The 22,885-nt window shown below is 62.8% G+C and carries 22 protein-coding genes; 9 read left to right on the top strand and 13 right to left on the bottom strand.

Annotated features, from left to right (window positions below; genetic code table 11):
- Positions 1-190 precede the first annotated feature (190 nt).
- Positions 191-775, top strand: coding sequence for an amino acid synthesis family protein (locus tag G8E10_RS16035; RefSeq protein ID WP_110801402.1), 585 nt, complete (start codon positions 191-193; stop codon positions 773-775).
- Positions 772-1,368, top strand: coding sequence for an amino acid synthesis family protein (locus tag G8E10_RS16030; protein WP_167129990.1), 597 nt, complete (start codon positions 772-774; stop codon positions 1,366-1,368). The genes G8E10_RS16035 and G8E10_RS16030 overlap by 4 nt, the downstream gene beginning before the upstream one ends.
- 70 nt (positions 1,369-1,438) lie before the next feature.
- Here the strand turns inward: G8E10_RS16030 and G8E10_RS16025 are convergent, their stop codons facing one another.
- The 3 genes from G8E10_RS16025 to G8E10_RS16015 form a co-directional block, all read right to left on the bottom strand.
- Positions 1,439-2,620, bottom strand: a complete 1,182-nt coding sequence (locus tag G8E10_RS16025; RefSeq protein WP_110801404.1) for an amidohydrolase family protein — start codon at positions 2,618-2,620, stop codon at positions 1,439-1,441.
- A gap of 72 nt (positions 2,621-2,692) precedes the next feature.
- Positions 2,693-3,238, bottom strand: coding sequence for a MarR family winged helix-turn-helix transcriptional regulator (locus G8E10_RS16020; RefSeq protein WP_245420116.1), 546 nt, complete (start codon positions 3,236-3,238; stop codon positions 2,693-2,695).
- Positions 3,239-3,308: 70 nt separating this feature from the next.
- The gene (locus G8E10_RS16015) at positions 3,309-3,950 is read right to left on the bottom strand and encodes a cysteine hydrolase family protein (RefSeq protein ID WP_110801406.1); all 642 of its coding nucleotides are present in this window, start codon (positions 3,948-3,950) and stop codon (positions 3,309-3,311) included.
- A 328-nt stretch (positions 3,951-4,278) separates the two neighbouring features.
- Between G8E10_RS16015 and G8E10_RS16010 the strand changes: the two genes are divergently transcribed.
- From G8E10_RS16010 to G8E10_RS16000, 3 genes are all read left to right on the top strand, one after another.
- Entirely contained in the window at positions 4,279-5,133 is an 855-nt protein-coding gene (locus G8E10_RS16010) for an NAD-dependent epimerase/dehydratase family protein (RefSeq protein ID WP_110801407.1), read from the top strand.
- Between the two features lie 19 nt (positions 5,134-5,152).
- Positions 5,153-5,959, top strand: a complete 807-nt coding sequence (locus G8E10_RS16005) for an SDR family NAD(P)-dependent oxidoreductase (RefSeq protein WP_110801408.1) — start codon at positions 5,153-5,155, stop codon at positions 5,957-5,959.
- Between the two features lie 279 nt (positions 5,960-6,238).
- Positions 6,239-7,096 (top strand): LysR substrate-binding domain-containing protein, encoded by an 858-nt coding sequence (locus G8E10_RS16000; RefSeq protein ID WP_110801409.1) that lies wholly within the window; start codon positions 6,239-6,241, stop codon positions 7,094-7,096.
- 64 nt (positions 7,097-7,160) lie between these two features.
- Here G8E10_RS16000 and G8E10_RS15995 read toward each other — a convergent pair whose 3' ends face one another.
- The 10 genes from G8E10_RS15995 to G8E10_RS15950 all read right to left on the bottom strand — a co-directional run bounded on the left by G8E10_RS15995 (position 7,161) and on the right by G8E10_RS15950 (position 17,605).
- Positions 7,161-8,396, bottom strand: coding sequence for an aspartate aminotransferase family protein (locus tag G8E10_RS15995; protein ID WP_167129989.1), 1,236 nt, complete (start codon positions 8,394-8,396; stop codon positions 7,161-7,163).
- Positions 8,397-8,430: 34 nt separating this feature from the next.
- Complete coding sequence (locus G8E10_RS15990; RefSeq protein ID WP_110801410.1) at positions 8,431-9,717, bottom strand: TRAP transporter large permease; 1,287 nt, start codon at positions 9,715-9,717, stop codon at positions 8,431-8,433.
- Complete coding sequence (locus G8E10_RS15985) at positions 9,714-10,178, bottom strand: TRAP transporter small permease (RefSeq protein WP_110728699.1); 465 nt, start codon at positions 10,176-10,178, stop codon at positions 9,714-9,716. Before G8E10_RS15985 ends, G8E10_RS15990 begins: the two co-directional genes overlap by 4 nt.
- Before the next feature lie 85 nt (positions 10,179-10,263).
- The gene (locus G8E10_RS15980) at positions 10,264-11,262 is read right to left on the bottom strand and encodes a TRAP transporter substrate-binding protein (protein WP_110801411.1); all 999 of its coding nucleotides are present in this window, start codon (positions 11,260-11,262) and stop codon (positions 10,264-10,266) included.
- Positions 11,263-11,472: 210 nt separating this feature from the next.
- Positions 11,473-12,696 (bottom strand): PepSY-associated TM helix domain-containing protein, encoded by a 1,224-nt coding sequence (locus G8E10_RS15975; protein WP_110801412.1) that lies wholly within the window; start codon positions 12,694-12,696, stop codon positions 11,473-11,475.
- 497 nt (positions 12,697-13,193) lie between these two features.
- Positions 13,194-13,946, bottom strand: a complete 753-nt coding sequence (locus tag G8E10_RS15970) for a GGDEF domain-containing protein (protein WP_281517617.1) — start codon at positions 13,944-13,946, stop codon at positions 13,194-13,196.
- Positions 13,947-14,062: 116 nt separating this feature from the next.
- Positions 14,063-14,908, bottom strand: coding sequence for a metal ABC transporter permease (locus tag G8E10_RS15965; protein ID WP_110801414.1), 846 nt, complete (start codon positions 14,906-14,908; stop codon positions 14,063-14,065).
- Positions 14,905-15,792 carry a metal ABC transporter permease gene (locus tag G8E10_RS15960; protein ID WP_181425227.1) on the bottom strand — a complete coding sequence of 296 codons (888 nt, stop codon included), beginning with the start codon at positions 15,790-15,792 and terminating at the stop codon, positions 14,905-14,907. Before G8E10_RS15960 ends, G8E10_RS15965 begins: the two co-directional genes overlap by 4 nt.
- The gene (locus G8E10_RS15955) at positions 15,789-16,679 is read right to left on the bottom strand and encodes a manganese/iron ABC transporter ATP-binding protein (protein WP_132664947.1); all 891 of its coding nucleotides are present in this window, start codon (positions 16,677-16,679) and stop codon (positions 15,789-15,791) included. Before G8E10_RS15955 ends, G8E10_RS15960 begins: the two co-directional genes overlap by 4 nt.
- A gap of 17 nt (positions 16,680-16,696) precedes the next feature.
- Positions 16,697-17,605 carry a metal ABC transporter substrate-binding protein gene (locus tag G8E10_RS15950; RefSeq protein ID WP_110801416.1) on the bottom strand — a complete coding sequence of 303 codons (909 nt, stop codon included), beginning with the start codon at positions 17,603-17,605 and terminating at the stop codon, positions 16,697-16,699.
- 142 nt (positions 17,606-17,747) lie between these two features.
- On the opposite strand from G8E10_RS15950, the gene G8E10_RS15945 reads away from it, so the two are divergent.
- From G8E10_RS15945 to G8E10_RS15930, 4 genes are all read left to right on the top strand, one after another.
- On the top strand, positions 17,748-18,185 hold the full coding sequence (locus G8E10_RS15945) for a Fur family transcriptional regulator (RefSeq protein WP_110801417.1): 438 nt from the start codon (positions 17,748-17,750) through the stop codon (positions 18,183-18,185).
- Between the two features lie 284 nt (positions 18,186-18,469).
- Positions 18,470-19,045 (top strand): sigma-70 family RNA polymerase sigma factor, encoded by a 576-nt coding sequence (locus G8E10_RS15940; RefSeq protein WP_343289816.1) that lies wholly within the window; start codon positions 18,470-18,472, stop codon positions 19,043-19,045.
- A gap of 90 nt (positions 19,046-19,135) precedes the next feature.
- Entirely contained in the window at positions 19,136-20,092 is a 957-nt protein-coding gene (locus G8E10_RS15935) for a FecR family protein (protein WP_110801418.1), read from the top strand.
- Between the two features lie 97 nt (positions 20,093-20,189).
- The gene (locus G8E10_RS15930) at positions 20,190-22,631 is read left to right on the top strand and encodes a TonB-dependent siderophore receptor (RefSeq protein WP_167129988.1); all 2,442 of its coding nucleotides are present in this window, start codon (positions 20,190-20,192) and stop codon (positions 22,629-22,631) included.
- Positions 22,632-22,885: the final 254 nt, after the last annotated feature.

Here is a 22,885-nt window from a genome sequence, read left to right as displayed (position 1 = left end):
GTGTCGACTTCCAAATCTTGTCAATCGCTTTCTGACGCTTTTTTCATCTTGCTGCATTGCAAGTCAGAATCGTTGAATTGCATCGCTCCGCAACATCACAAGGCGCATGCGATCGGGTTTCTACCCGACCTCCCTTGACAACGCATGGGCGTGATGGATTGTTACTACTCTAACAAATATGGAGAGGTACATGGCAGACGTGGTCGTACGCAAATTCGTCGTTTCCGTGGATGAGATCTTCCATGAGGGAGGCCCAGTCGTGGGCACGCCTCTCCGGCGCGCCTCCGTTCTCGCGGTCATCGAGAACCCGTTTGCCGGCGCCTATGTCGAGGACATCTCGTTTTTCATGGATGACCTGAAGCCGCTGGGCCTGGAGATGGCGCGCCGCCTCATCGATGCGCTCGGCGGCGATCCCGCAGTCGTCGAAGGCTACGGCAAGGGCGCGATCGTCGGATCGGCCGGAGAGCTGGAACATGCAGCCCTTTGGCATAATCCGGGCGGCTATTCCATGCGCGAACTGCTGGGCGATGCCCGGGCCATCGTTCCCTCGACCAAGAAGGTCGGCGGGCCTGGCACACGCCTCGATGTCCCGATCACCCATATCAACGCATCCTACGTCCGCAGCCATTTCGATGCGGTCGAAGTGGGCATCGGCGACGCACCGCGCGCAAACGAGATGGTGCTCGCCCTCGCGATGACCACCGGTCCGCGCGTCCATGCGCGCGTGGGCGGCCTGAAGGCGAGTGAAATCAAGGGCGAGGATGGCCTGCGATGAGCGCGAACGACACCATCGGACTGCGCCGCATCATCACCGTGGTTGAAGAGACGTTGGTCGAGGGCGGGCGAAAGCTCGAAAAACCCACAAGGCGCGCGGCCTCCGTCGCCGTCATCCGCAATCCCTTCGCCGGTCGCTATGTCGAGGATCTCTCAGCCCTCGAAGCCGTCGGCCGGGTGCTGGGGCAGATTCTGCCGGAGCGGGCTGTGGCGGCTTTGGGGATCGAGGGGTCGCAGATCGAAAGCTTCGGCAAGGCTGTGCTCGTCGGGGAGGATGGTGAGCTGGAACATGCAGCGGCCCTGATCCACCCGGAGCTTGGTGCACCGTTCCGCGCCGTTCTGGGCGGCGGCGCTGCCCTCATCCCCTCCTCCAAGAAACGTGGTGCGCCCGGTGCAAACTTCGATATCCCGCTCGGCCACAAGGATGCCGCACGGGTGCGCAGCCATTTCGATGGCATGGAGGTCCGCTTGCCCGATGCTCCCCGCGCCGACGAGATCGCCGTGGCGATCGCCGTCACCGACAGCGGCCGGCCGCACCCGCGCGTCGGCGGCCTGACGGTGGACAAGATCATCGGCAAGGACGGCATGGTCTGAACCTTCGGTATGACCGACATGCAAAGGCCGCGCCCCGTCAGGAGCGCGGCCTTTGCATGTCGCAATACTTTCAGCCGACCAGAAGCTCCGGCACGAGAATGGATGGCGGCGTGTTGCGGCTGCGGGTGATGCGGGGGACGCCATCGACCAGGATCATGCCGATACCCGGCATGTTGCCGAGCGTCATGCTGTCGAGAACACCGTCGCCCGCACCGCCCATGGCCTGATCGATGAAGACGAGATCGGCTGCAAGACCCACCGCAATCCGTCCACGGTCCGTCAAGCCGCGCAGGCGCGCGACATTGCCCGTGGCGAGGCAGATCGCGATTTCCGGCGCGAGATTGCCGAGAGACGCCAGCATGGTCACGAGCCGCAACATGCCGAGCGGCTGGACGCCGGAGCCGGCCGGGCCGTCGGTGCCGAGCACCAGGCGGTCAAGCGCCCCGACATCCCGCACGGTATCGAGCACGAAGAGACCGGCGCGCATATTGCCGTTGTGGACGATCTCGAGCCCGCGGGTGCTCGTCTCGCAGATGAGACGCAGCTCGGCTTCCGGCAGAGACGTCGGGCCACCATTTAGATGCGCGGCGACATCGGCATCGACTTCCAGCACCGTCTCCGCCCCGATGCGCGACGAGCCGGGAATGGAATGGCCGCCCACATGGGTCATGGAGGTCATGCCGTTCTGCCGTGCCCAGGCGACCATCTGCCGGCCAGTGGCGCCATCCTTGACGGACCCAAGGCCGACCTCGCCGACCAGCGTGACGCCGGCAGCCGCGAGTTCGACGAAGTCCGCTTCAGTCAGCCCGTGCTCGAGAATCAGGGCGCCGGCGAGCACCTTCATGCCCGTCGGGGAAAACGCGCTGAAGGCGCGCTGGGCCGTGATGGCGAGCGCCTTGACGCCGACCACGTCCCTCGGACGGCCGGGCACATGCACCTCGCCGGCCGAGACCAGCGTCGTCACACCGCCATGCAGAGTGGAGTCGATCCAGCCAAGCTGGTTCTGCCGCGGCGTCCAGTCACCCATGACAGGATGCGAATGATTGTCGATCATGCCGGGCATGATGGCGGAGCCCTTGGCATCGATCACCGTGATATCGTCCGGGAGCGCCATGGAGGAGGCGCGGCCGATCTCCGAAATCCGCCCGCCTTCGACGAGAATGGCGTCGGCATCTGCGATCGGCGCTGCGATATCGCCGGTGAGCACCAGCCCGAGGTTCCGGATGAGAAGGCGGTCGAAGGATGGCTGCATCGTCGGATTTCCTCAGGGCTTGGCAATAAGAATTTGGCATTACGGCGTCCACGGCGCGCAGATCGGCTGTCGTCAGTCCGCTTCCGGCTCGCCAACCCTGTTCAGGAGATCGAGCAGCGTTGCCTGCTCGCCGGGCGAGAGCGGTGACAGCAGCCGGCGCGCCACCTGCATGGAGCGGTCGAGCAGGGGCAAGGTGTAGTGTACGCCGGCATTGGTCAGCGTAATCATCGTCATGCGCTGGTCGGTATCCGAGCGTTTGCGCGCGATCAGTCCGCGCTTCATCAGCGCCTTGACGACCAGGCTGATCGTGGATGGATCCATCTGCGTCATGCGGCCAAGATGGTTCTGGGAGAGTGCGCCGTGTTTCAGAAGCGTTGCCAGAGCAGCGAGCTGCGTCGGCGTCAGGTCGTCTCCGGGCATGACCGCCTGAAAGCAGGCCGTCGCCCGCTGGTGCGCACGCCGCAGCAAGTGCGCCGCGTGATGCTCCAGCGAGTATCCCGTACGGGCGTAATAGGCCTGGATTTCATCATGGCCCAGTTCGGGAAGCTCGATGGCCGCGGGCTGGTCGCTCTGGTCCGGCGATGAGAGATCAGGAGAGATGGGATCGATCGTCTTCAAAAGGTCTTCCATTCGATAGGCAGGTCTTGGGGGCAATCGCGCTGTCCTGTCGCCATCGCCTCCTGCGTGGTCAGGCCGCAATCATATTGGTGAGCGTGGCGCCCTTGCTGAAGGCAGCAACGACGGACTGCGTATCCGAAACGATGCCGAAATGCGTGGCGATGTCGTAGAGCGAGCTTTCCTGTTCACGCGGTCCGGTCGCAGCACAGGCATCCGCCGGCACGACCACCTCGTATCCGTTGAAGAAAGCGTCATGCACGGTCGACCGGACGCAGATATTGGTAACGACCCCGCAGATGACCAGCTGGTCGAGCTGCATATCCTTCAGCGTCAGGTCGAGATCCGTCTGGAAGAAGGCGGAATATCGACGCTTGGTGACGTGGATGTCATCAGGTCGGGCCCCCAGATCCTCGATGATCTCGGTCGCCCAGGTGTTTTCGAGTCCATGCGGCGTGCGCTTTGCCCATTCGCGTTCATGCCGCATTCCCGGGCGGTGCGCATCGTGAACCCAGATGACCGGCGCTCCGGCCGCGCGGGCAGCCTCTACCAGCGACAGTTGCGGCCCGACCAGAGACTCATAACCGGGCAGCACCATCTTGCCGCCCGGCTTGCAGAACTCGTTTATCATGTCGATGACGATCAGCGCACTACGCTTGCCATCCAAGCGGATATCCTGCTGTTCGAGATGTGCAGAAAAGACGTCGAGCGACATGGGCGTCTCCAGGGTTGCGGGGGGATCGGCAATGGTAAAACTCATTGATGATCAAACAAGCAATCGAAGGCCGATGAAGTCAAGCGGTTTATCAGAGCCTGCTCGGCTATTTCATCGGATGGCGGGCGATCCGGAGTTCCGCTATCTCTAGAATTTTCACAGGGAACGGTGCTACAAACCGACCTTGACATCCTCAGTATGATGAGACCTAATCGTTTGACCATCAACGATATTGACCCTAGCCAGGAGCCGGCGTTTCCATGAAATCCTGTTCGCAGCCTCGTGAGCCTGGGCCTGCCTTCGGTTTTGATAACCGAGGGATTGCCCGATGAGCCGCATTCTGGTGACCGGTTCGAGCGGCTTGCTCGGTCGTCATGTCGCGTCGAACCTCATGGAAGGCGGCCATGCCGTCACCGGCCTCGACGTCAGCGCGCCACCGGAAGGTGCATGCTGGTCTCATGTCACGGGCGAGGCTGGCGAGCTTGCGGTGGTGGCGCAACTGGCCAAGGGCATGGATGCCCTTGTCCATATCGCCGCCATTCCCCGCCCGACAGGCCGGGCGGCGGCCGACGTGTTCCGCATCAACATGGCGGCGATGTATGCCGCTGTCGAGGCTGCACGCCTTTGTGATGTTCGGCGGTTCGTCTATGCCTCATCCTTCAGCGTGCTGGGATTTCCCTTTTTCGAGACGCCGGTCGTGCCGGTTTACCTGCCGATCAACGAAGCACATCCGATCGGTGCGCAGGACGTCTATGCGACAACAAAATGGCTCGGCGAGGAGCTGGTCGAGTCAATGGTTCGACGCGGCGCCTTCTCGGCCGTCAGCCTGCGCATGCCGTGGATCCAGACGCCGGAGACGTTCCACGCGGCCATCGGTCCGCGCCGTTTACACGCCGATGCCGCCCGCGATCTATGGGCCTATCTCGATGCGCGGGATGCCGCCGCGGCCTTCGTGGCGGCCGTGGAGCGGCCGGTGACCGGGCACGCGCGTTTGTTCATCAGCGCCGCCGACAGCTATATGGATTGCCCCAGCGCGGATCTCATCGAAAGAGCCTATCCGGGCACGCCGATCCGCAAGCCGATCGATGGCTCTGCCGCGCTGATCGACACATCCGCCGCGCAGTTGCAGCTTGGTTTTGCGCCGCGCCATTCATGGCGGGATTATCCGGTATTCGAGAACTGAACGCGCAAGAGGAGTGGCAATGATGCGGTTTGCAGACAAGGTCGTGCTGGTCACCGGAGCTGCCGGTGCCATCGGGAGTGCCGCCGTGCGCCGTTTCATGGCCGAGGGCGCACGCGTGGCCGTTGCCGACATCGACCTCGACAAGGCCCAGGCGCTGGCCGCAGCGTTCGGTGAGAGAGCAAAGGCATTTGCCGTCGATGTGGGTGACCCTGCATCGGCAGCAGCGATGGTGGGCGATGTGGCCGCACATTTCGGCCGCATCGACGTGCTGTTCAACAATGCAGGCATCTCGGGCAAGGTCGCGCCCATCCACGCGCTTGCGATCGAGGACTGGCACCGCATCGTCGGCATCAATCTCAACGGCATTTTCTACGTGCTGCGCGCAACGCTCGCCGTCATGATCGAGGCCAAGATTCAGGGCGCGGTGGTGAACATGGGCTCATCCATGGCCGGCTGGGACGTGCTGGCCGGAGGCGCCGGCTACGCGTCGACCAAGCATGCGATCGTCGGCCTCACCCGCGTCGCCGCGCTGGATGCCGCACCCTATGGGATCCGTGTCAACGCGATTTGCCCCGGCGTGATCGAGACGCGGCTCGGCGTCCCCGCCGGCGACGATGCCGCCTATGAGGCCGGCATCCGTCGGTTTTCCGATCGCATTCCCTTGCGTCGCATCGGCCAGCCGGAAGACGTGGCCGCCACGATTGCCTTCCTCGCCTCCGACGATGCGCGTCACGTCACCGGGGTCGATTGGTTGATCGACGGAGGGCAAACCCTGCAGAGCTGGGCCAACGCCCCGGATGCCGAGGCCTTCCCCCGCCGGGTGTGAGCCGACGCGTAACGGGGGCAAACATATCGGCGGCCTTGGCGCAACCGGGCATGCGGTGCAGTTCCGCGAACGTCATCATCCGGAGCGCATGGTAAGCTGACTCTTGAGGCCTGCGATGAGCCCCTGCTGTCCAAGCAAACGTGCAAAGAGCTTAGGGTTTCCGCGATTACGATATTGACAAGGATAACGGCGGCGAGGATCGATAGGGTTGCGTTTACTCGGCCCTGAAATTTCGGTTGGTTGGGTAGCGCGCCCTCCTGAAGCGAGATCCGGGCTTCCATGCAGCACTTCGATACAGATGCGCTTGCGACCTTCGTGGCCGTGGCCGACGCCGGGGGCTTTACCGCGGCCGGCTTGCGGATCGGCAAATCTCAGGCCGCGGTGAGCCTGCTGATTGCCCGCTTTGAAAGTCAGATCGGCAGGAAGCTGTTCGACCGGACCAGACGCGGTGTACACCTGACGGAAACCGGGGAAATCCTGATCGGCTATGCCCGTCGCATCATCGCCATCGAGGACGAGGCTTTGGCGGCGCTCGATCCCGGTTCGATGCGCGGATATGTGCGGCTCGGAATGCCGGACGATTATATCGAGCTGTTCGGAAAGCCCTTGATCGAGGAGTTTTCTCGGGCCAACCCGCGCATCCAGGTCGAGATCCAGTGCGATTTTTCTCGCTCGCTGGAATCGATGGTCGAGCATGGCACGATCAACCTCGCCATCATCACGCGCGCTCCGGATTCCGTTGTCGGCGAGTTGCTGCGCCGGGAGCAACTCATTTGGTGCGGGCCTGCGGAGGGAGAAACGCAACACCAGCGCCCCTTGCCCCTCGCTCTGTTTCCCGAGAAGGATTGTCGTGCACGACCGCATATCGTGCACGCGCTCACGGAAGCCGGCATTCCGTGGCGTGCGGCATGGACGTCGTCGCATCTGCCGTCGATACAGGCCGCGCTCGATGCGGGCGCAGCCGTGACCGCTTTGCCGGCCTCCGTGGTCGCATCGAGACATCGCCGTCTGAACGCGCAGGATGACGACCTGCCGCTCCTGAAACCGCTGGAGATCGCGCTGCTCGTGCCACACGGCGCCCGCGCTGCGGTGCGCACGGTCGCAAGTTTCGTTCGCTCGCACTTCCAGCAGCTTTGACCGGATCAGCCGAACGCGCCTGCCGCCATCATCGGCGCGTGGACGAAAACTTATGCGACCGGTTTCACGCCGCCATGTCACGCGCCGCATCCCTGAAGATGCCGACCATATCCCCAATGACGGCATCGGAATGGGCATCGGACAGGTAAAGCCGGCCGAAAGCAAACGGCATGATCAACAGTCCGCGACGGCGTAAGGTCTCATGGAGCCTGAGCGTCAGGGCGGCGCTTGCCTTGGCCTTTGCCTCCGCATAGGTCGAGGGTGCGCTATCGGAAAACCAGATCGTGAAGACGGAGCCTTCCCCGGATGTCGCCACCGTCAGGCCCTGATCAGAAAACGCAGTGCCGATCTCCTGCCGCAACCGATGGCCCCGCGCCTGAAGCGCGGCGTATTCGAGATCCTTGAGAAGCCGGAACGTGGCTGTCACGGCCGCCGTGGCAACGGGATTGCCGCTATAGGTGCCTGCACGAATAACCGCTCCCGCTTCGGCCAGCGCCATCAGCTCAGGGCGGCCGACGACGGCGGCAACGGCGATGCCGCTGCCGATGGCCTTGCCGACAGTGGCAATGTCACCTTCAATGCCGAGGCCATGTCCCGCAAGGCCGAAGCCCGTGCGGAAGCCCATCAGCACTTCATCGAGGATGACCAGCGCCCCATGGCGTCGCGCCGTCGCTTCCAGATGAGCGAGATAGCCGGGCGCTGCCGGGATGCACCCCGCATTGGCCAGCATGGGCTCCACGATGACGGCGGCGATGTCGTTACTTTCCGCAAACAGACGATCGACGTCGTCGAAGTCGTTGAAGCGCAGCAGGGTGGTGCGCTCGCGTGTCGGTCTGGCATTTGCCACCATGTCCGCATCGACGGAGCCGGCCTGTCCCAGCGTAACATCGTCATACCACCCGTCATAGCCGGCCGCCATCTTGGCGATCTGGGTGCGCCCCGTGGCTGCGCGCGCGAGCCGGCAGGCGAGATGTACCGCCTCGCTGCCGGTATTCGTGAAGATGGCGCTTGAGAGATGTCTCGTGGCCGAGGTCAGCAAGGCGGCGGCTTCCTCTTCTCCGTCATGGGCGAAAGCCGGCATCGGTCCGTTGCGCACGGCGGCCGTCACCGCCTCGACGACCGCCGGGTGGGCATGGCCGATCACGGTGGCGCCGAAACCGAGCGCCGTATCGATGTAACGGCGCTGCGCACCGTCCCAGACATAGGCGCCCTCGGAGCGGCATGCGAGGAAGGGTTCGCCGTTGAGACAAGGCAAGGCGCGGCCGGCGCTGGAGATACCTCCAACCAGATGTTTGGTCATTGTAGGGTGTCCATGTGTTGTGCCGCTGCGGGCTCTAGAATCCGAAGTAGCGCGGCAGCCATTCCGTCGTCTCGGGAATGAAGGCGACGAGCAGAAGGCAGATATTGCTGGTGATGAAGAACGGAATGAGCCTGCGCGTGACCGCGTTCACCCCCACTTTGGCGACATTGCAGACGACGAAGATGTTGGTGCCCACCGGCGGCGTGAACAGGCCGATGCCGAGTGCCATCGTGAAGATCAGCCCGAGCTGATACGGCTGCAGCCCGGCTTCGACGCCGATCGGATGAACGATCGGTGCCAGGATGATCAGCGACGGCCCGAGATCCGCCCAGGTTCCGACGAAGGTCAAAAGTGCCAGGATCAGAAGGATCGTGATGGTTGGACCGGCACCCCAGGCGTGAAGCAGTCCTGCCGTCCATTGCGGGATCTGCTCGACGGTGAGGATCCAGGAAAACGGCACGGAGACGGCCATGATGATCATGATCGCACCGGTCATACGCACCGTCTCGACCCCGATCTTCCAGAGACCCGCCCAGGTGATCTCCCGGTAGAGCAGGCCGCCCACCAGCAGCGCCCAGACGACGGCGACGAAAGCGGCCTCCGTCGTCGTTGCCAGTCCGCTCAGCATGGAGCTGAGCACAGCGATCGGCATCATCAATGCCGGAAGGGCGCGAACAAGATGCCGGCTGAAGCTCGAAAGCGTCGGGCGGGTGTCCGACTTCGGGAAGTTCTCCCGGACGCCGATCCACCAGGCGGTGAGCCCGAATGTGATTGCCAGCATCAAGCCAGGAATGATGCCCGCGGCAAACAGGCCGCCAATCGAGGTATCGGTGATGACGCCGTACATGATCATCACCACGCTGGGCGGCAGAATGATGCCGAGCGTACCGGCCGCAGCGGTGACGGCTGCCGAAAAGTCGCGGGGATAGCCGCGTTCGGCCATGGCCGGGATCATGATGGCACCCACCGCGCCCGTATCGGCCGTCGCGGATCCCGTGATGCCACCATAGATCATGCAGGTCGCGACGTTGACCACGCCGAGACCTCCCCTAACCCAGCCGAACATATCATTGGCAAGGTCGATGATCCGGCGTGTCAGGCCACCCTCGTTCATGATGCCGCCGGCGACGAGGAACAGGGGAATGGATGCGAGGGATATGGAATCGGCGCCCATGTAGACCTGTTGGGCGAACCAGGACGGCGGCAACGGAACCAGACCGCAGAAGATGACGACGAGCGTGGAGAACGCGATCGACCAGGCGACGGGTACACCGGTGTAGAGCGTTACGGCGAAGACGCCGAAAAGAACGAGAAGAGTCATCGAGCGCGCTCCCGGAAGGCTGAAACGATACGTGCCAGGGCGATGACGGCCAGCGTCGCTCCCATGAAGACGATGATGCTCTGAACGGTCCAGCTGGGTGCGCGCATCACCGGCGTGGGCACGAAACCCGTGCGGGCCAGCATCGCCCGGCCGCTCCAGAGAAAGGCGGCAGCCACGCTCAGAAGAACGAGGTTGTGATAGATGCGGAACCAGCGATTGCGGCCGCTTGTCGAGGTGTTGCCGTCGATGGAGACGTTCTCACCGGCGACCTCAGAGAGAACGGCACCGATGGCCGTGGTCCACAGGAACAGGATGCCGACCATTTCGAACGACCATGTGATGCCGGACAGGCCGAGGTATCGTCCGACGGCGCCAAGACCCGTGGACAGGATCAAGCCGACGACGACCAGGACGCCAATGACCGTCATCACCAGAACCGCTGAAGACGCGAGGTGTTTCATGGGGTTTCCAGGATAGGAGGGAGGAGTTCACAATCAGGCGACACAGAACCCCCGAATGATCGCTCGGGCGTTCTGCAGGCTTTGATTATCGGCCGGCGGCGGCCGTGCGAACGGACGACACGAAGTCCGCACCCCATTCGGCTCCGAATTTCGCATAAACGGGATCGACCATGGCCCGGAACGGTCCCGCATCCACCGTCGTCACCGTCACGCCCTTGGACTTGAGGTCCTCGATGACCTTTGCGTAGACGTCATCGAGCCTGCCGCGATACCAGGCAGTCGTTACATCGACAGCCTTGAGGACGGCAGCCTGGTTCTCCGGGCTCAGGCCGTCGAAACGTTCCTTGTTCATGAACCAGTAGTTCGGCGTCCAGATGTAGTTCGAGACCGACAGGAACTTCGCGCTTTCATACCATTTCTGGTCCGCGAAATCGCGGATTTCCGGCTCGACGCCGTCAACGACATGCGACTGCAACGATGTGTAGACTTCGCCGAACGGCAGCGACTGCGGCAAGGCGCCCAGCTGTTCGATGGTCGTGAGAATGACCGGGTTCGGCGGGGTGCGCAGCTTCAGACCCTTCATGTCCGCGGGCGTGGCGATGGAGGTGCTGACGGTCGCGAACTGGCGGAAGCCGGAGTCGAGCGCACCGAGCATCTTGAAGCCGTTGTCGGCACCGGTGTCGAAGACCTTCTTGCCCACCGGCCCGTCGAGAAAGGCATGTGCCGCCTTGGCATCCGAGAACAGGAACGGCAAGGTGACGACGTTCAGTTTGGGATCGATCGCATCGGCAACGCCGCCGAGGCCGATGTCGATCGAACCGGAGCCGACGCCATCCGCAATCGGCCCTTCGTCGCCCAACTGACCATCAGGAAAAATCTGCACCGTCAGTCCGTCCTTCGTTTCCTTGGCCAGCGTATCGGCGAACATGACGACAGCTTCCTGGATCAGGCTCTTCGAGCTCGATGCATGGGCGAGCCGGAGCGTTTCAGCGCTGGCCGAGCCCATGCAGAGGACGAGGAGCCCGGCCATGGCGGACGTGGAGAGGCGATAGGCGTGCGCCAGAATGATGTTAGATTTAAACATGTTACCCTCTTTGTCATTGTTATGACACAGAGTATGTGGGGCCTTCGTCGAGGGTTCAATCGAGAAAGCACATCTTCTTATTATCATACGTTATGTGAGTATATCAAAACGCTATGCTGGCCCGCTTGCAGCGTTGAGATCTTCGCTGGTCGGCGACGGGCCGGCCGCGTTGGGTGGTGTTCCACGAGATGGCGATCGCCGTTGAGAGGTTCAGGCCGGCGATGCTGTCCCTCGTCCACGTTGCCGTTTTGCGGATCGCTTCTTCATCCAGATCAATACGCCGGTCAGACTGAGGATGGTCACCATCCCGCCCGTCAGCGAGACAAGGATTTTGTAGGGCAGACCAAACACATGCGCCATGTGGAGCATGTACATCCAGTTCATGGTTTTATCGGCCATCGTTCCGTCGGTCGGCGATTCAAACCGTGAAAGTTTTCCATCGACGGCACTCAGCCAGAGGCCGGTCTGCGCAACGTCGTCAGCCGGATCGAGGGAGGTATGGGCGCTGTAGCGATAGAGACCATGGTCCTGATCGTAGAAGATGTAGCCCTCGTCCTCGATCGTGAAATGTCGCTTCTCGGCTTCCGTCTGCATCAGACTGCGCGCCATCTCCCGTGCTGCCGGCAACCCGATGGGCGGCTCTAGCAGGTGCTCCCGGGTTCCCGTCGGCGGCATGTCGTCGGAGGCGCCGAGGACGCTCATGACGGGACGATGGACGCTGGGCAGGTTGAAACCGACACTTGTCCAGGCAAAGACGAACAGGAACGGCCAGAGCCAAAGCCCTCCGGCGCGATGCAGGTCGAAATTCAGCTTGTGGCCTCGAACGCCTTTGCGGATCTTCCATGCAGGCTTCCACCGCGCCCACCAGGATTTTCCCGCGCGTCGCTTGGGTTCCGTCTTTTTCCGCATGGGCAGCGTCAGATAGAAACCGACGAAACAATCGACCGTCCAGACCAGTGCGGCCACGCCGAAAGCCGCAATACCCCAGTCGCCTGCGGCCAAGCTGTAGTGGAGCCGGTAGATGAAAGGCACGATATTCTGAGGCCCGTCGGCCAGCACGCCGCTGCGAAATTTCAATTTCACAGTGCCGGTGTAGGGATCGCTCCAAACCATATCGAAAGGAAGCGGATGGTTCGTATCGACGGGACCGACGCTGAAACTCATAATACGGTCCGCTGGCACGGAAAGCGGAAGAAACAGAACCTTGCCACCCGTTTGCCGTTCGACAAGATCAGCGAGCACAATAGCATCCAGCGGTCTTGCCCCGGGAAGAGGCGCCTGCACGTCGAACATGAGGCGCTCGACCATCGTTCGAAGGTCTTTTTCAAATGGCAACAGAACGCCCGTCGCCCCAGCCACGATGAGGAAGAGGGCAATGGTGAGGCCTGCCCAGCGGTGAATGAGAACCCAGAACTGGCGTGAAAGGCTAAGCATGAAAAGTCCGCCCGGTTTCAGGCTCCGAAAACACCAATCTGTAACCCCAACGTTTCCACCACAGTCTGCAGAAGGGACCGTTCGCGATTGCGACGATCAGAATTGCTTCTGGATTGAAAATGCCACTGTCCTTGGCGCTCCGAGATAGTAGCTATTTTGTCAGTAAGCCTTGTTAGCGAGGTTGGTCATCTCCAAGCCGCACGGTCAGAGGATCTCCGAACTGCGATGTCCAGACCTTCGATATAGCTGCCGTAGAGAGATCGACGGGTGACCTTATAAAGGTGAACGCAATACTCATGTTTATGCAGAAATCCGCGGCTCTTGCAAGCCGTTGTTGAGACTGCCGATCTATGAAAAGGCTCGTGCCTCAAAGCCTGAGGATGACAGCGGCGGAGACGCGCCGCACGGCGTGTTCACCATCTACAGCGCCAGCGACACCGGCAGCGAAATCCGTAGCCTTGGCGTATATAAAGATCAGAAGCTGTTCATGCGTTCGGTCACGCGATGACCCGGTTCCGGCCGAGGGCCTTAGCCTGAAAGAGGTTTTCGTCTGCAGCCTTCAGGCAGCCCGCTGGATCAAAACCCGGCTTGCAAAGACACGCGCCTATGCTCGCGGATATCCGCACTTCGGAGCCCGAGGGTGAAAAGAAGACAACACGGGTGATCTCCTCCCGGATCTCTTCGCTCCGATCAAGCATGTCCTCGAACGTCATATCGCTTTGAAAAAGCCCGAATTCTTCTCCGCCGAGACGTCCCGCGAAATCGGATTGTGACTGATAGCGGGTCAGGATCCGGCCAATACACCGGAGGGCTTCATCACCGGTTGCGTGACCATACCGATCATTGATCGACTTGAAATAATCCAGGTCCAGAAACAGCAACGCACCGGCTACGCCCTGTTGACGGGCTGCCTCCAGGTCTTCCAGGAATGCGGTCCGGTTGAGAATGCCTGTAAGGCCATCTCTGCGAGACTGGAATCGAAGGGCGTCATAGGCATCCGCAAGCTTTTGCAAAGCTTCGGTCGTCGTGGCTTCGGCCCGTCGAATTTTTTCCGACTGGCTAAAATGGAATGCCGAGGCTGGGATCGATATCGCCAAGGGGCAGAAGATCGTCATGAACAGACCTGCGCCCGCCACCTGACCTCCGAGCAATGGAACGATGGCGAACGAAAGAGCCAAGGAAGCAACAATCGAAAGCAGGCCCATCAAAAGGGACTTCTGAATTACACGACGCATCAAAACCACCGTCATCAACACGAATCAGTATGAGCGCAATGAATTTAAGAGTGTTAAAATGTATCCTTAAAAATCGTCCCATCTGGCTTGGTCGATAGGCCCTTCCGGCGACGGCCGGAGGGCCAGTGTCATCAGGCCGGGGTGTCGGCGCGGGCGCCCGACCGGACGGCGGCGATGCGACCGAGAAACGCGAGGACGAACAGGGTGCTGAGGACGAGGACGATGGTCGGGGCCGGGGCGCTGTCGAGGAAGAAGCTGGCATAGGTTCCCGCCACCATCGAGACGGCGCAGACGGCGACGGAGGCGGCCAGCATCCGCCCAAAGGAGCGCGTGACGAGGAAAGCGATGGCGCCGGGCGTGACGAGCAGGGCTACCGCCAGGATCAGCCCGACCGAGGTGAGCGTGGCAACGATGGTCAGCGACAGGAGCGTCAGGAGCCCGTAGTGCAGCCATCCCGTGCGCAGGCCCGAGACCCGCGCCTGCGCGGGATCGAAGGCATGCAGCAGGAAATCCTTCCATTTCAGGATCAGGACGAGCGAAACGACGAGCGCGATGGTGCCGGATGTCGCGAGATCGGGCAGGCCGACGCCGAGGAGGTTGCCGAAGAGCACGTGGTCGAGATGCTCGTTCGTCGTGATCGCGGTGTAGAGGACGATGCCGAGCCCGAACATGCCGGAAAACACGACGCCTATCACCGTGTCGCGCTTCACCCGGCTGTTGTCCGAGAGATAGCCCGTCGCCACCGAGCAGACCATGCCGGCGGCGAAGGCTCCGACCAGGAGAGGCAGGCCGAGGATCCAGGCCAGGACCACGCCCGGCAGCACGGCATGGCTCACCGCGTCGCCCATCAGCGCCCAGCCCTTGAGGACGAGGAAGCAGGACAGGAGCGCCGTCGGCACCGACACGATCAAGCAGATCAGGAAGGCGTTCTGCATGAAGGACAGCTGGAACGGCAGGAGAAGGGTTTCGAGGCTCATGATGCGCCCTCCCCTCCGGCAGGCTCGCCGGGGTGGGGCTCCACGCGTCGGGCGCGCCGCCGTGCGGCGAGGATGCCGTGCTTCGGCGCAAAGGTGAAGGCGAGGAGGAAGATCAGCGTCTGGAGCACCACGATGATGCCGCCCGTCGCCCCGTCGAGAAAGTAGCTGGCATAGGCGCCGACGAAGCTCGTGGCGGTGCCGATCGCCACGGAGAGCGCGATGAGGCGGGGAAAGCGGTCGCAGAGGAGATAGGCCGTCGCGCCTGGCGTCACCACCATGGCGATGACGAGAAAGGCGCCGACCGTCTGCATGGCCGCGACCACCGCGGCGGACAGAAGCATGAAGAACACCGCCTTGAGGAGGCCGGGCCGCAGACCGATCGAGCGGGCGTGGTTCTCGTCGAAGAAGGTGACCATCAGGTCCTTCCACTTGGCGAGCAGCACCGCGAGGCAGACGAAGCCGATAATGGCGAGTTGCAGCGTGTCCTCGGGCGTGATGGCGAGGATGTTGCCGAAGGTGATGGTCTGGACGCTGACGCCCACGGGGTTCATCGAGATCATGAACAGGCCGAGGCCGAAGAAGGAGGTGAAGATGATGCCGATCACGACGTCCACCTTCAGCCCCGAGCGCTCCGAGAGGAACAGCATGGCCGCGGCAGCGAGGCCGCCCGAGATGAAGGCGCCGAGCGCGAAGGGCAGGCCCAGCATGTAGGCGCCGGCGACGCCGGGAACGACGGAATGGCTCAGCGCGTCGCCGATCAGCGACCAGCCCTTCAGCATGAGATAGGCGGACAGGAAGGCGCAGACGCCACCGACGAGGGCACTGACCCACATGGCGTTCGTCATATAGCCGTATCCGAAGGGTTCTAGGAGAAGCGCGATCATGTTTGCTCCTCCTCGCCGCTCCGGCGCGAGGGGGCGCCGTATTGGACGAAGGGCCGCTCGTCATCGGTGATGATCGAGACCTCGCGCGGGTCCTCGTCCGCATGGAGGACGCGGGCGCCGAGCTTGACGTGGCGCAGGACGCCGCCGAAGGCATGCTCCAGGTTCTCCCGCGTGAAGACCGTTTCCGTCGGGCCCGAGGCGAGGACCGTTCCCTTGACAAGGACGGTGCGGTCGCAGAATTCCGGGACCGAGCCGAGATTATGGGTGGAGACCAGCATCACGCGCCCCTCGTCGCGCATCTCGCGCAGAAGCGCCACGATCTGGTCTTCCGTCTTCACGTCGACGCCGGTGAAGGGTTCGTCGAGAAGGATCACCTGCCCGTCCTGTGCCAAAGCCCGCGCCAGGAAGGCGCGCTTTCGCTGGCCGCCGGAGAGCTCGCCGATCTGGCGAAGCCGCAGGTCCGCCATGCCGACGCGCCCGAGCGCCGTATCGACCGCCTCCCTGTCGCGCCGCGACGGACGGCGCAGGAAGCCCATATGCCCGTAGCGCCCCATCATCACCACGTCCTCGACGAGGACCGGGAAGGTCCAGTCCACCTCCTCCGCCTGCGGCACGTAGGAAACGAGGTTCTCACGCAGGGCCTGGCGCACCGTGCGGCCGAGAAGCCGGATCTCGCCGCGCGAGGCGGGCACGAAGCCCATGATCGCCTTGAACAGCGTCGACTTGCCCGCCCCGTTGACGCCGACGAGCGCCGTCACCGTGCCGCGCGGCGCCTCGAAGCTGGCGTCGCGGAGCGCGGTGTGGCCATTGCGATAGGTCACCGTCACGTTCCGGGCGACGATGCCTTCGGTCGTGTTCGGCGCCTCGGCCGTTGCGGTCCGGGCCATTTTGTCCGTAGCGGCCATCATTCGCTCACCGCGCCGAGTCCGTCCGCGACGGTCTGCGAGGTCACTCGCAGCAGGTCGAGATAGGTCGGCACAGGCCCGTCAGCCTCGCTCAGACTATCGACATAGAGGACGCCGCCGAAGGCCGCCCCGGTCTCGCGCGCGACCTGTTTGGCGGGGGCGGCACTGACCGTGCTCTCGCAGAATACGACGGGGATCTTGTGCTCCCGCACGCCGTCCACGACCTTGCGCACCTGCTGGGGCGTGCCGGTCTGGTCGGCATTGATCGGCCAGAGGTAGAGTTCCTGCATACCGAAGTCGCGCGCCAGATAGCTGAACGCGCCCTCGCAGGTGACAAGCCAGCGCCGCTCTTGTGGAATGGCGGCGATGCGGGCGCGCAGCGGCTCGATCGTGGCGCGGATCCTCTGCTTGTAGCCGTCCGCATTAGCCCGGTAGGCCTCTGCGTTCGCCGGATCGTTGCGCACCAGCGCGTCGCGGATGTTGTCGACATAGATCAGCGCGTTGTCGAGACCCATCCAGGCATGGGGATTGGTCATGCCCTCGTAGGCCCCTTCCGAGATCGGGATGGGCTGCACGCCCTCGCTGACCGTGGCGGAGGGAACCTCGCCGAGATGGCCGAGGAACTGCTCGAACCAGCGCTCCAGATTCATCCCGTTCCAAAGGATGAGGTCGGCGTCCTGAGCGGCGAGAATGTCGCGCGGCGTCGGCTCGTAACCATGAATTTCCGCGCCGGGCTTGGTGACGGAAACGATCTCGGCGGCATCGCCGGCGACGTTCCGGGCCATGTCGGCGATGACGGTGAAGGTCGTCACGACCTTAAACCTGTCTCCGGGTTCTCCGGCCCAGGCCGGAAGCGTGGCGGCGGCGAAAAGGGCGGTCGCAAGGGCGAGGATACGGGATCGGCGCATGAGATCATCTCCAGCAAGCTGCGGACGGGAGAAATGCCACCGCCTTCCCGTAGATGATAATGCGATGCATTCGCATTTATCAAGAGCAAATGCGACGCATTCTCATATTGATGGCGCGATAGGCTTGTCGTAAAAGGGCTTCATGACAAATGTGACGGACGGCGATCAACCCTCGACGGACTATGCGAGCTTCCTGCGCGCGGCGGATCTGCGCGTGACGCCACAGCGCCTGGCGATCATCGGCGTTCTCGCCGCGGAAGCCGATCATCCGAGTGCTGACGAAATCCTGTCGCGCGCGCGCAGGATCGACGACACCGTGTCGCTGGCGACCGTCTACCGCACCCTGTCCTCCCTCGAGGCGGCCGGCATCATCCGGAAACTGGCGATCGAGGACGCTTCCGCCCGTTTCGAGCTGACACCGCGGCGCGAGCACGATCATCTGGTCGATGTCGACACCGGCGAGGTGATCGAGATCCCGAACGACGAGATCGTGCAACTCCACCAGGAGATCGCACGCCGCATGGGCTACGACATCGTCAGCCACCACACGATCCTGCGCGGCCGCCGCCGACAGGACTAGCGAGACGTAGGGCAAGGTCAGGTGCAATTCCACATGATTGCGCTTCAGGATCATGAAGCCAAGAACCCTGGTATCAAAATCATGGGACGTGCCCATATCCCATACGGGGAGAGCATGGCTGCAATTCGTCCAAAACGGACATCGTGACCGGCGATTTCGTTCATCGCGGAGCCTCTAATTGCAAAGTCGCACCCCCCTGCCGCCCATCACGGCACCTACGATCGTCGCTTGCCAACCTTCGATAACATGATAGTTAGAGACATGTTTTAGCTTGGGTTAAGGGAATGGCAGTGCGCCATCGCATCATCGGTGCAACGTCCGACAGCCTGTTGCCCGAAAGGGTTGAGAACACCGTCATGAGTTGGGATCTCTCGGGCCTCTTCCGCAACCACGCGAAGGATATCGCGCGCACGTTGCGCAGGCGAGGCCTGACGGCCGAGACGGCTGCAGATCTGACGCAGGATACGTTCGTGCGTGTGCTGGCCTGCCCGCCGAAAGAGACGCTGGGGATGCATAACCCGGTCGCCTATCTCTTCCGCATTGCTCGTAACCTGCGTATCGATCATCAGCGCCGTGAGCGCGTCCTGATCCGGGTCGATCTCAGCGACAATGAATTTGCCCAGATCGCCGATAACGCGCCGAACGCCGAAACGATCGTCTACGACCGCCAGCGTCTGGAGCGTACAAAGATGGCCCTTGCCGAATTGCCGGAGAGGACGCGCCGCGCCTTCGAACTGCACCGACTGGGGGAATTGACCATCGCGGAAACAGCCGCCACGATCGGACTTTCCACCACACGGACGTGGACGCTTCTGCGCGATGCCTACGAACATATCGATGCGCGCCTCAACGGCCTGTAATAGACATCCTCATGGAAAATCCGGAGGCTTCGTTCGTAGAGGATCTATGAGGATCGCAGCGGAACGGTGAGATCGGCGCGAAGGACGATCATGAACGAGTTGCCAGAGGACAGGCGCCTCTTCCGCGAGGCGGCCGATCTCGCCATACGCCTGCAGGGGGATCCGGACAACCGGATCTCGATCGATACGGTGAATGCCTGGATCGCCAGCAGTCCAGCCCATCAGCAAGCCTGGAAACGCGTTGCCGAAATCCACGGCATGGCCGGCCGGGTTCTGACCGAGCGCTATGAGCCGATGGACCTCGCGCAAGGCGGTGTCAGCCGCCGCACCCTGTTGATCGCCGCCTTGGCTGGCACCGGCGCACTCACAGCCGGGTCGCTCATGGTTCCCGATTTCGTCATCGAGCTTCGGGCCGACCATGTCACCGCAAAAGGAGAAATCCGCCGGATCGATCTGGAAGACGGTAGCGTGGTGACGCTCGGGCCGGCAAGCGCGATCGATGTCGATTATGCGGCCGCGTCGCGCACCGTCAGGCTGCTCGCCGGCATGGCCTATCTTGAGGTCGCAAGCGACGCCGCCCGGCCCTTCTCGGTTCTGTCGGACGCCGTCACCGCGACGGCGCTCGGCACGGCCTATGACGTTTCCAACGATGCCGGCATGGTGTCCGTCTCCGTCGAGCACGGACGGGTCGCGGCGCGCACGCAGGACGGACAGGCCGGCGCGGAACTTGTGGCCGGCGACTGGATCGTCTTCGATCCGCAAATGCGCGGCATCGCCAGCCGCGGCACGCGCGACCTGTCGCAGATCGCCGCCTGGCGCAAGGGCATGATCGTCGCGGAGCGGGAAAGCGTCGCGGCGCTCGTCGCCCGGCTCTCCCGCTGGTTGCCGGGAAAGGTCGTGATCGCGGATCCGTTCCTCGGCGCGCGCCTCGTCAGCGGCATCTTCGACCTCAGCGATCCCCAGCGGGCCCTCGAAGCCGTTGTCCGGCCTTTCGGTGCGAAGGTGCGCCGCGCCGGTTCCTTCATGATGGTCATCTCACGCGTCTAATCAAGAAAAGGGAAAAAACCGCAACCCCGTTCGTAGAGCCTATCGGGGCGCATGGCGGAAAAGCCATGCCAATGATGCTTGAAGACGGAGTTTTTGCATGAGACGGGGATCCATGACGTGGCTGGCCGGTATCGGCCGCAGGGGGATAGTCGTGACCATTCTGGTGACGCCGGCGATGGCCGCCGGAACATGGGTGGCGTCGCCCGCCCTCGCCCAAACCAAAGCCCAACCCCAGATCTACGCGATCCCGGCGGGCCCACTCTCCGCCGCACTTGCCGCCTTCGGCCGCCAGTCGGGTACCCAGATCGCCTATGAAGCCTCGGTTGCCCGCGACAAGACCTCACCGGGGCTTTCCGGATCTGCGACCCGCGAGGAGGCGATCGCCCGTCTGCTGTCTGGCACCGGCGTCGACTACACCTTCACCGACGCCTCCTCCATCCTTGTGACATCGGCGGCGACGGATGCTGGGGGGCCGGCCGCCGACGGCGCGACGGTCCTCGAACCCATTACCGTCCATGGCAATGGCGAGACGGCCTTCGGGCCAGTTGAGGGGTATGTCGCCAAGCGCACGGCGACCGCCTCTAAGACCGACGCCTCCCTCATGGAGACGCCGCAAGCCGTCAACATCGTTACCGCCGACCAACTCGCGGACCAAAGCGCGCAGACCATGACGGAAGCGCTGCGCTACACGCCGGGGGTGCTCGGCGGCCTGGAAGGCGCGGGCGATACGCGGCGCGACCCGATAACGGTGCGCGGCTTCGAGCCGGCGCTCTATCTGGATGGCGTCCTCGCCACGTCGGGCGGTGCCTTGACCGCCGTCACCAAGCCCGAACCCTATAACTTCGAGCGCCTGGAGATTTTGAAAGGGCCGGCCTCCGTGCTTTACGGTGCGAATTCGCCCGGCGGTCTGGTGAACGCCGTCAGCAAGCGGCCGACCGACGAGGCGCGTGGCGAAGTCACCCTGGAGGGCGGCAGCTACGACAGGCTCCAGGAGCAATTCGACGTTTCGGGGCCGCTCGACGCCGACGGCACGCTGCTTTACCGCCTGGTGGGCGTCAACCGCAACGCCGACACGCAGGTCGATTTCCAGCCCGACGACCACCGGTTCCTCGCCCCCAGTTTCACCTGGAAGCCGGACGAGGACACGTCGCTGACCCTCTTGGGCCAATATTCCAAGGACGATGGCGGCGTCTACCAGTCGTTGCCACTCCGGGGCACGCTGTTGTCGAACCCGTTCGGCTCGATCCCCCGCCATCGCACCGGCGGCGACAAGGCTTTCGATCACTACGATAGCGAATATTGGAACATCGGCTCCGTGTTCGACCACCGCATCAACGACGCGATCACGTTCAGCCAGACCGTTCGCTACGGAGAGCACGACAACGACTATGCGGGCGCGTACATATCCGGGCTGCGCGACGATCTCAGGACCGCAGACCGTGTCGCCTATGTCTATCGCAATCAGGCCCAGTCCTTAGCGATCGACAATCGCCTGGCTTTTGAATTCGACACCGGGGCCGCCTCGCATTCTTTGCTTGTCGGTTTCGACTACAACCGACTGAAGAGTGCAAACCAGAACGGCGAAATGGCGATCGACCCGATCGATGTCTTCAATCCGGTCTATGGTCATATCAACCCTGTTCCGATCGCCATTCGCAACAACAATCTTTCCGAGCAGACGGGGATCTACCTGCAGGACGTCGTTCGCCTGGATGCGCTGACCCTCATGGTGGGCGTTCGCCACGACTGGGCGAGAAGCGACGTCAAGAATCCCTTCTATGCCTATGATGCGACAGATGAAGCGACCAGCTATCGCGTCGGTGCGACCTACCAGTTCGATAACGGCATTGCACCCTATGCAAGCTACTCCGAATCCTTCGCGCTGAAGGAAGGCATGCGCGCGGATGGCGGTACATGGAAGCCGACGACCGGCCAGCAATACGAGATCGGCGTACGCTACGAGATTCCCGGCACCGACACGATGGTAACGCTCTCGGCCTTCGACCTGAAACAGCAGAACAACGTCTCGGCGGTGCCGAACACGCCTTTCTCCGTGCAGACCGGCGAAATCGGCGTGCGCGGCATCGAGGCCGAGATCAAGGCGAGCCTCGATTCCGGTTGGGATCTGACGGCGAGCACGGCCTATCTCGACGGCGAGATCACCGAAGACGCGGACTCCAGCCTCGTCGGCGACAAGGCCTTCAACACGCCAGATGTCACTGCGTCGCTCTGGGTGGACTATACGTTCCAGGCGGACGATGCGCTCGGCGGCCTGACGCTCGGCGGGGGCGTGCGCCATATCGGCAACTATGTCTCCAGCCAGTATGAAAAGCCCTATCGCGAAACACCGGCCGCGACGCTTTTCGATGCGCATGTAAAATACGACTTCGCCGCGCTCGGAAAGGACTACGAGGGTCTGAGCCTCAGCCTCAACGTGACGAACCTCTTCGACAAGCGTCACTATGCCTATGTCGACAATTACTTCACGACGGATGCGCCGGGCCGCGAGATCAGCGCGCGTCTGGGATACAAATGGTAACGTCTCACGGGTTCTTAAGGAAAGGGTGCCGAAGGAAAGCGTTCAGGGGGAGTGCGACAAGAGCGCGAGTTACAGAACTCGTTCTTTCTCGCGTCTCTTAGCGTTCGTTCAGCCACGCGATCGTGGCAGGTGATGCTTCGCTGAGGGGAATGGCGATCTGATGCACTGTGCTGTCACATCCTCCGGAACCCGACCGTCCAGATGTGGATGCGGCACAGCTTTGCGTTGGCCTTCGGCGCGCTCGCCGCGCAGCT

The organism is Ferranicluibacter rubi, assembly GCF_011603255.1.
GTDB lineage: Bacteria > Pseudomonadota > Alphaproteobacteria > Rhizobiales > Rhizobiaceae > Ferranicluibacter > Ferranicluibacter rubi.
This window is presented reverse-complemented; position numbering and strand designations above follow the sequence as displayed.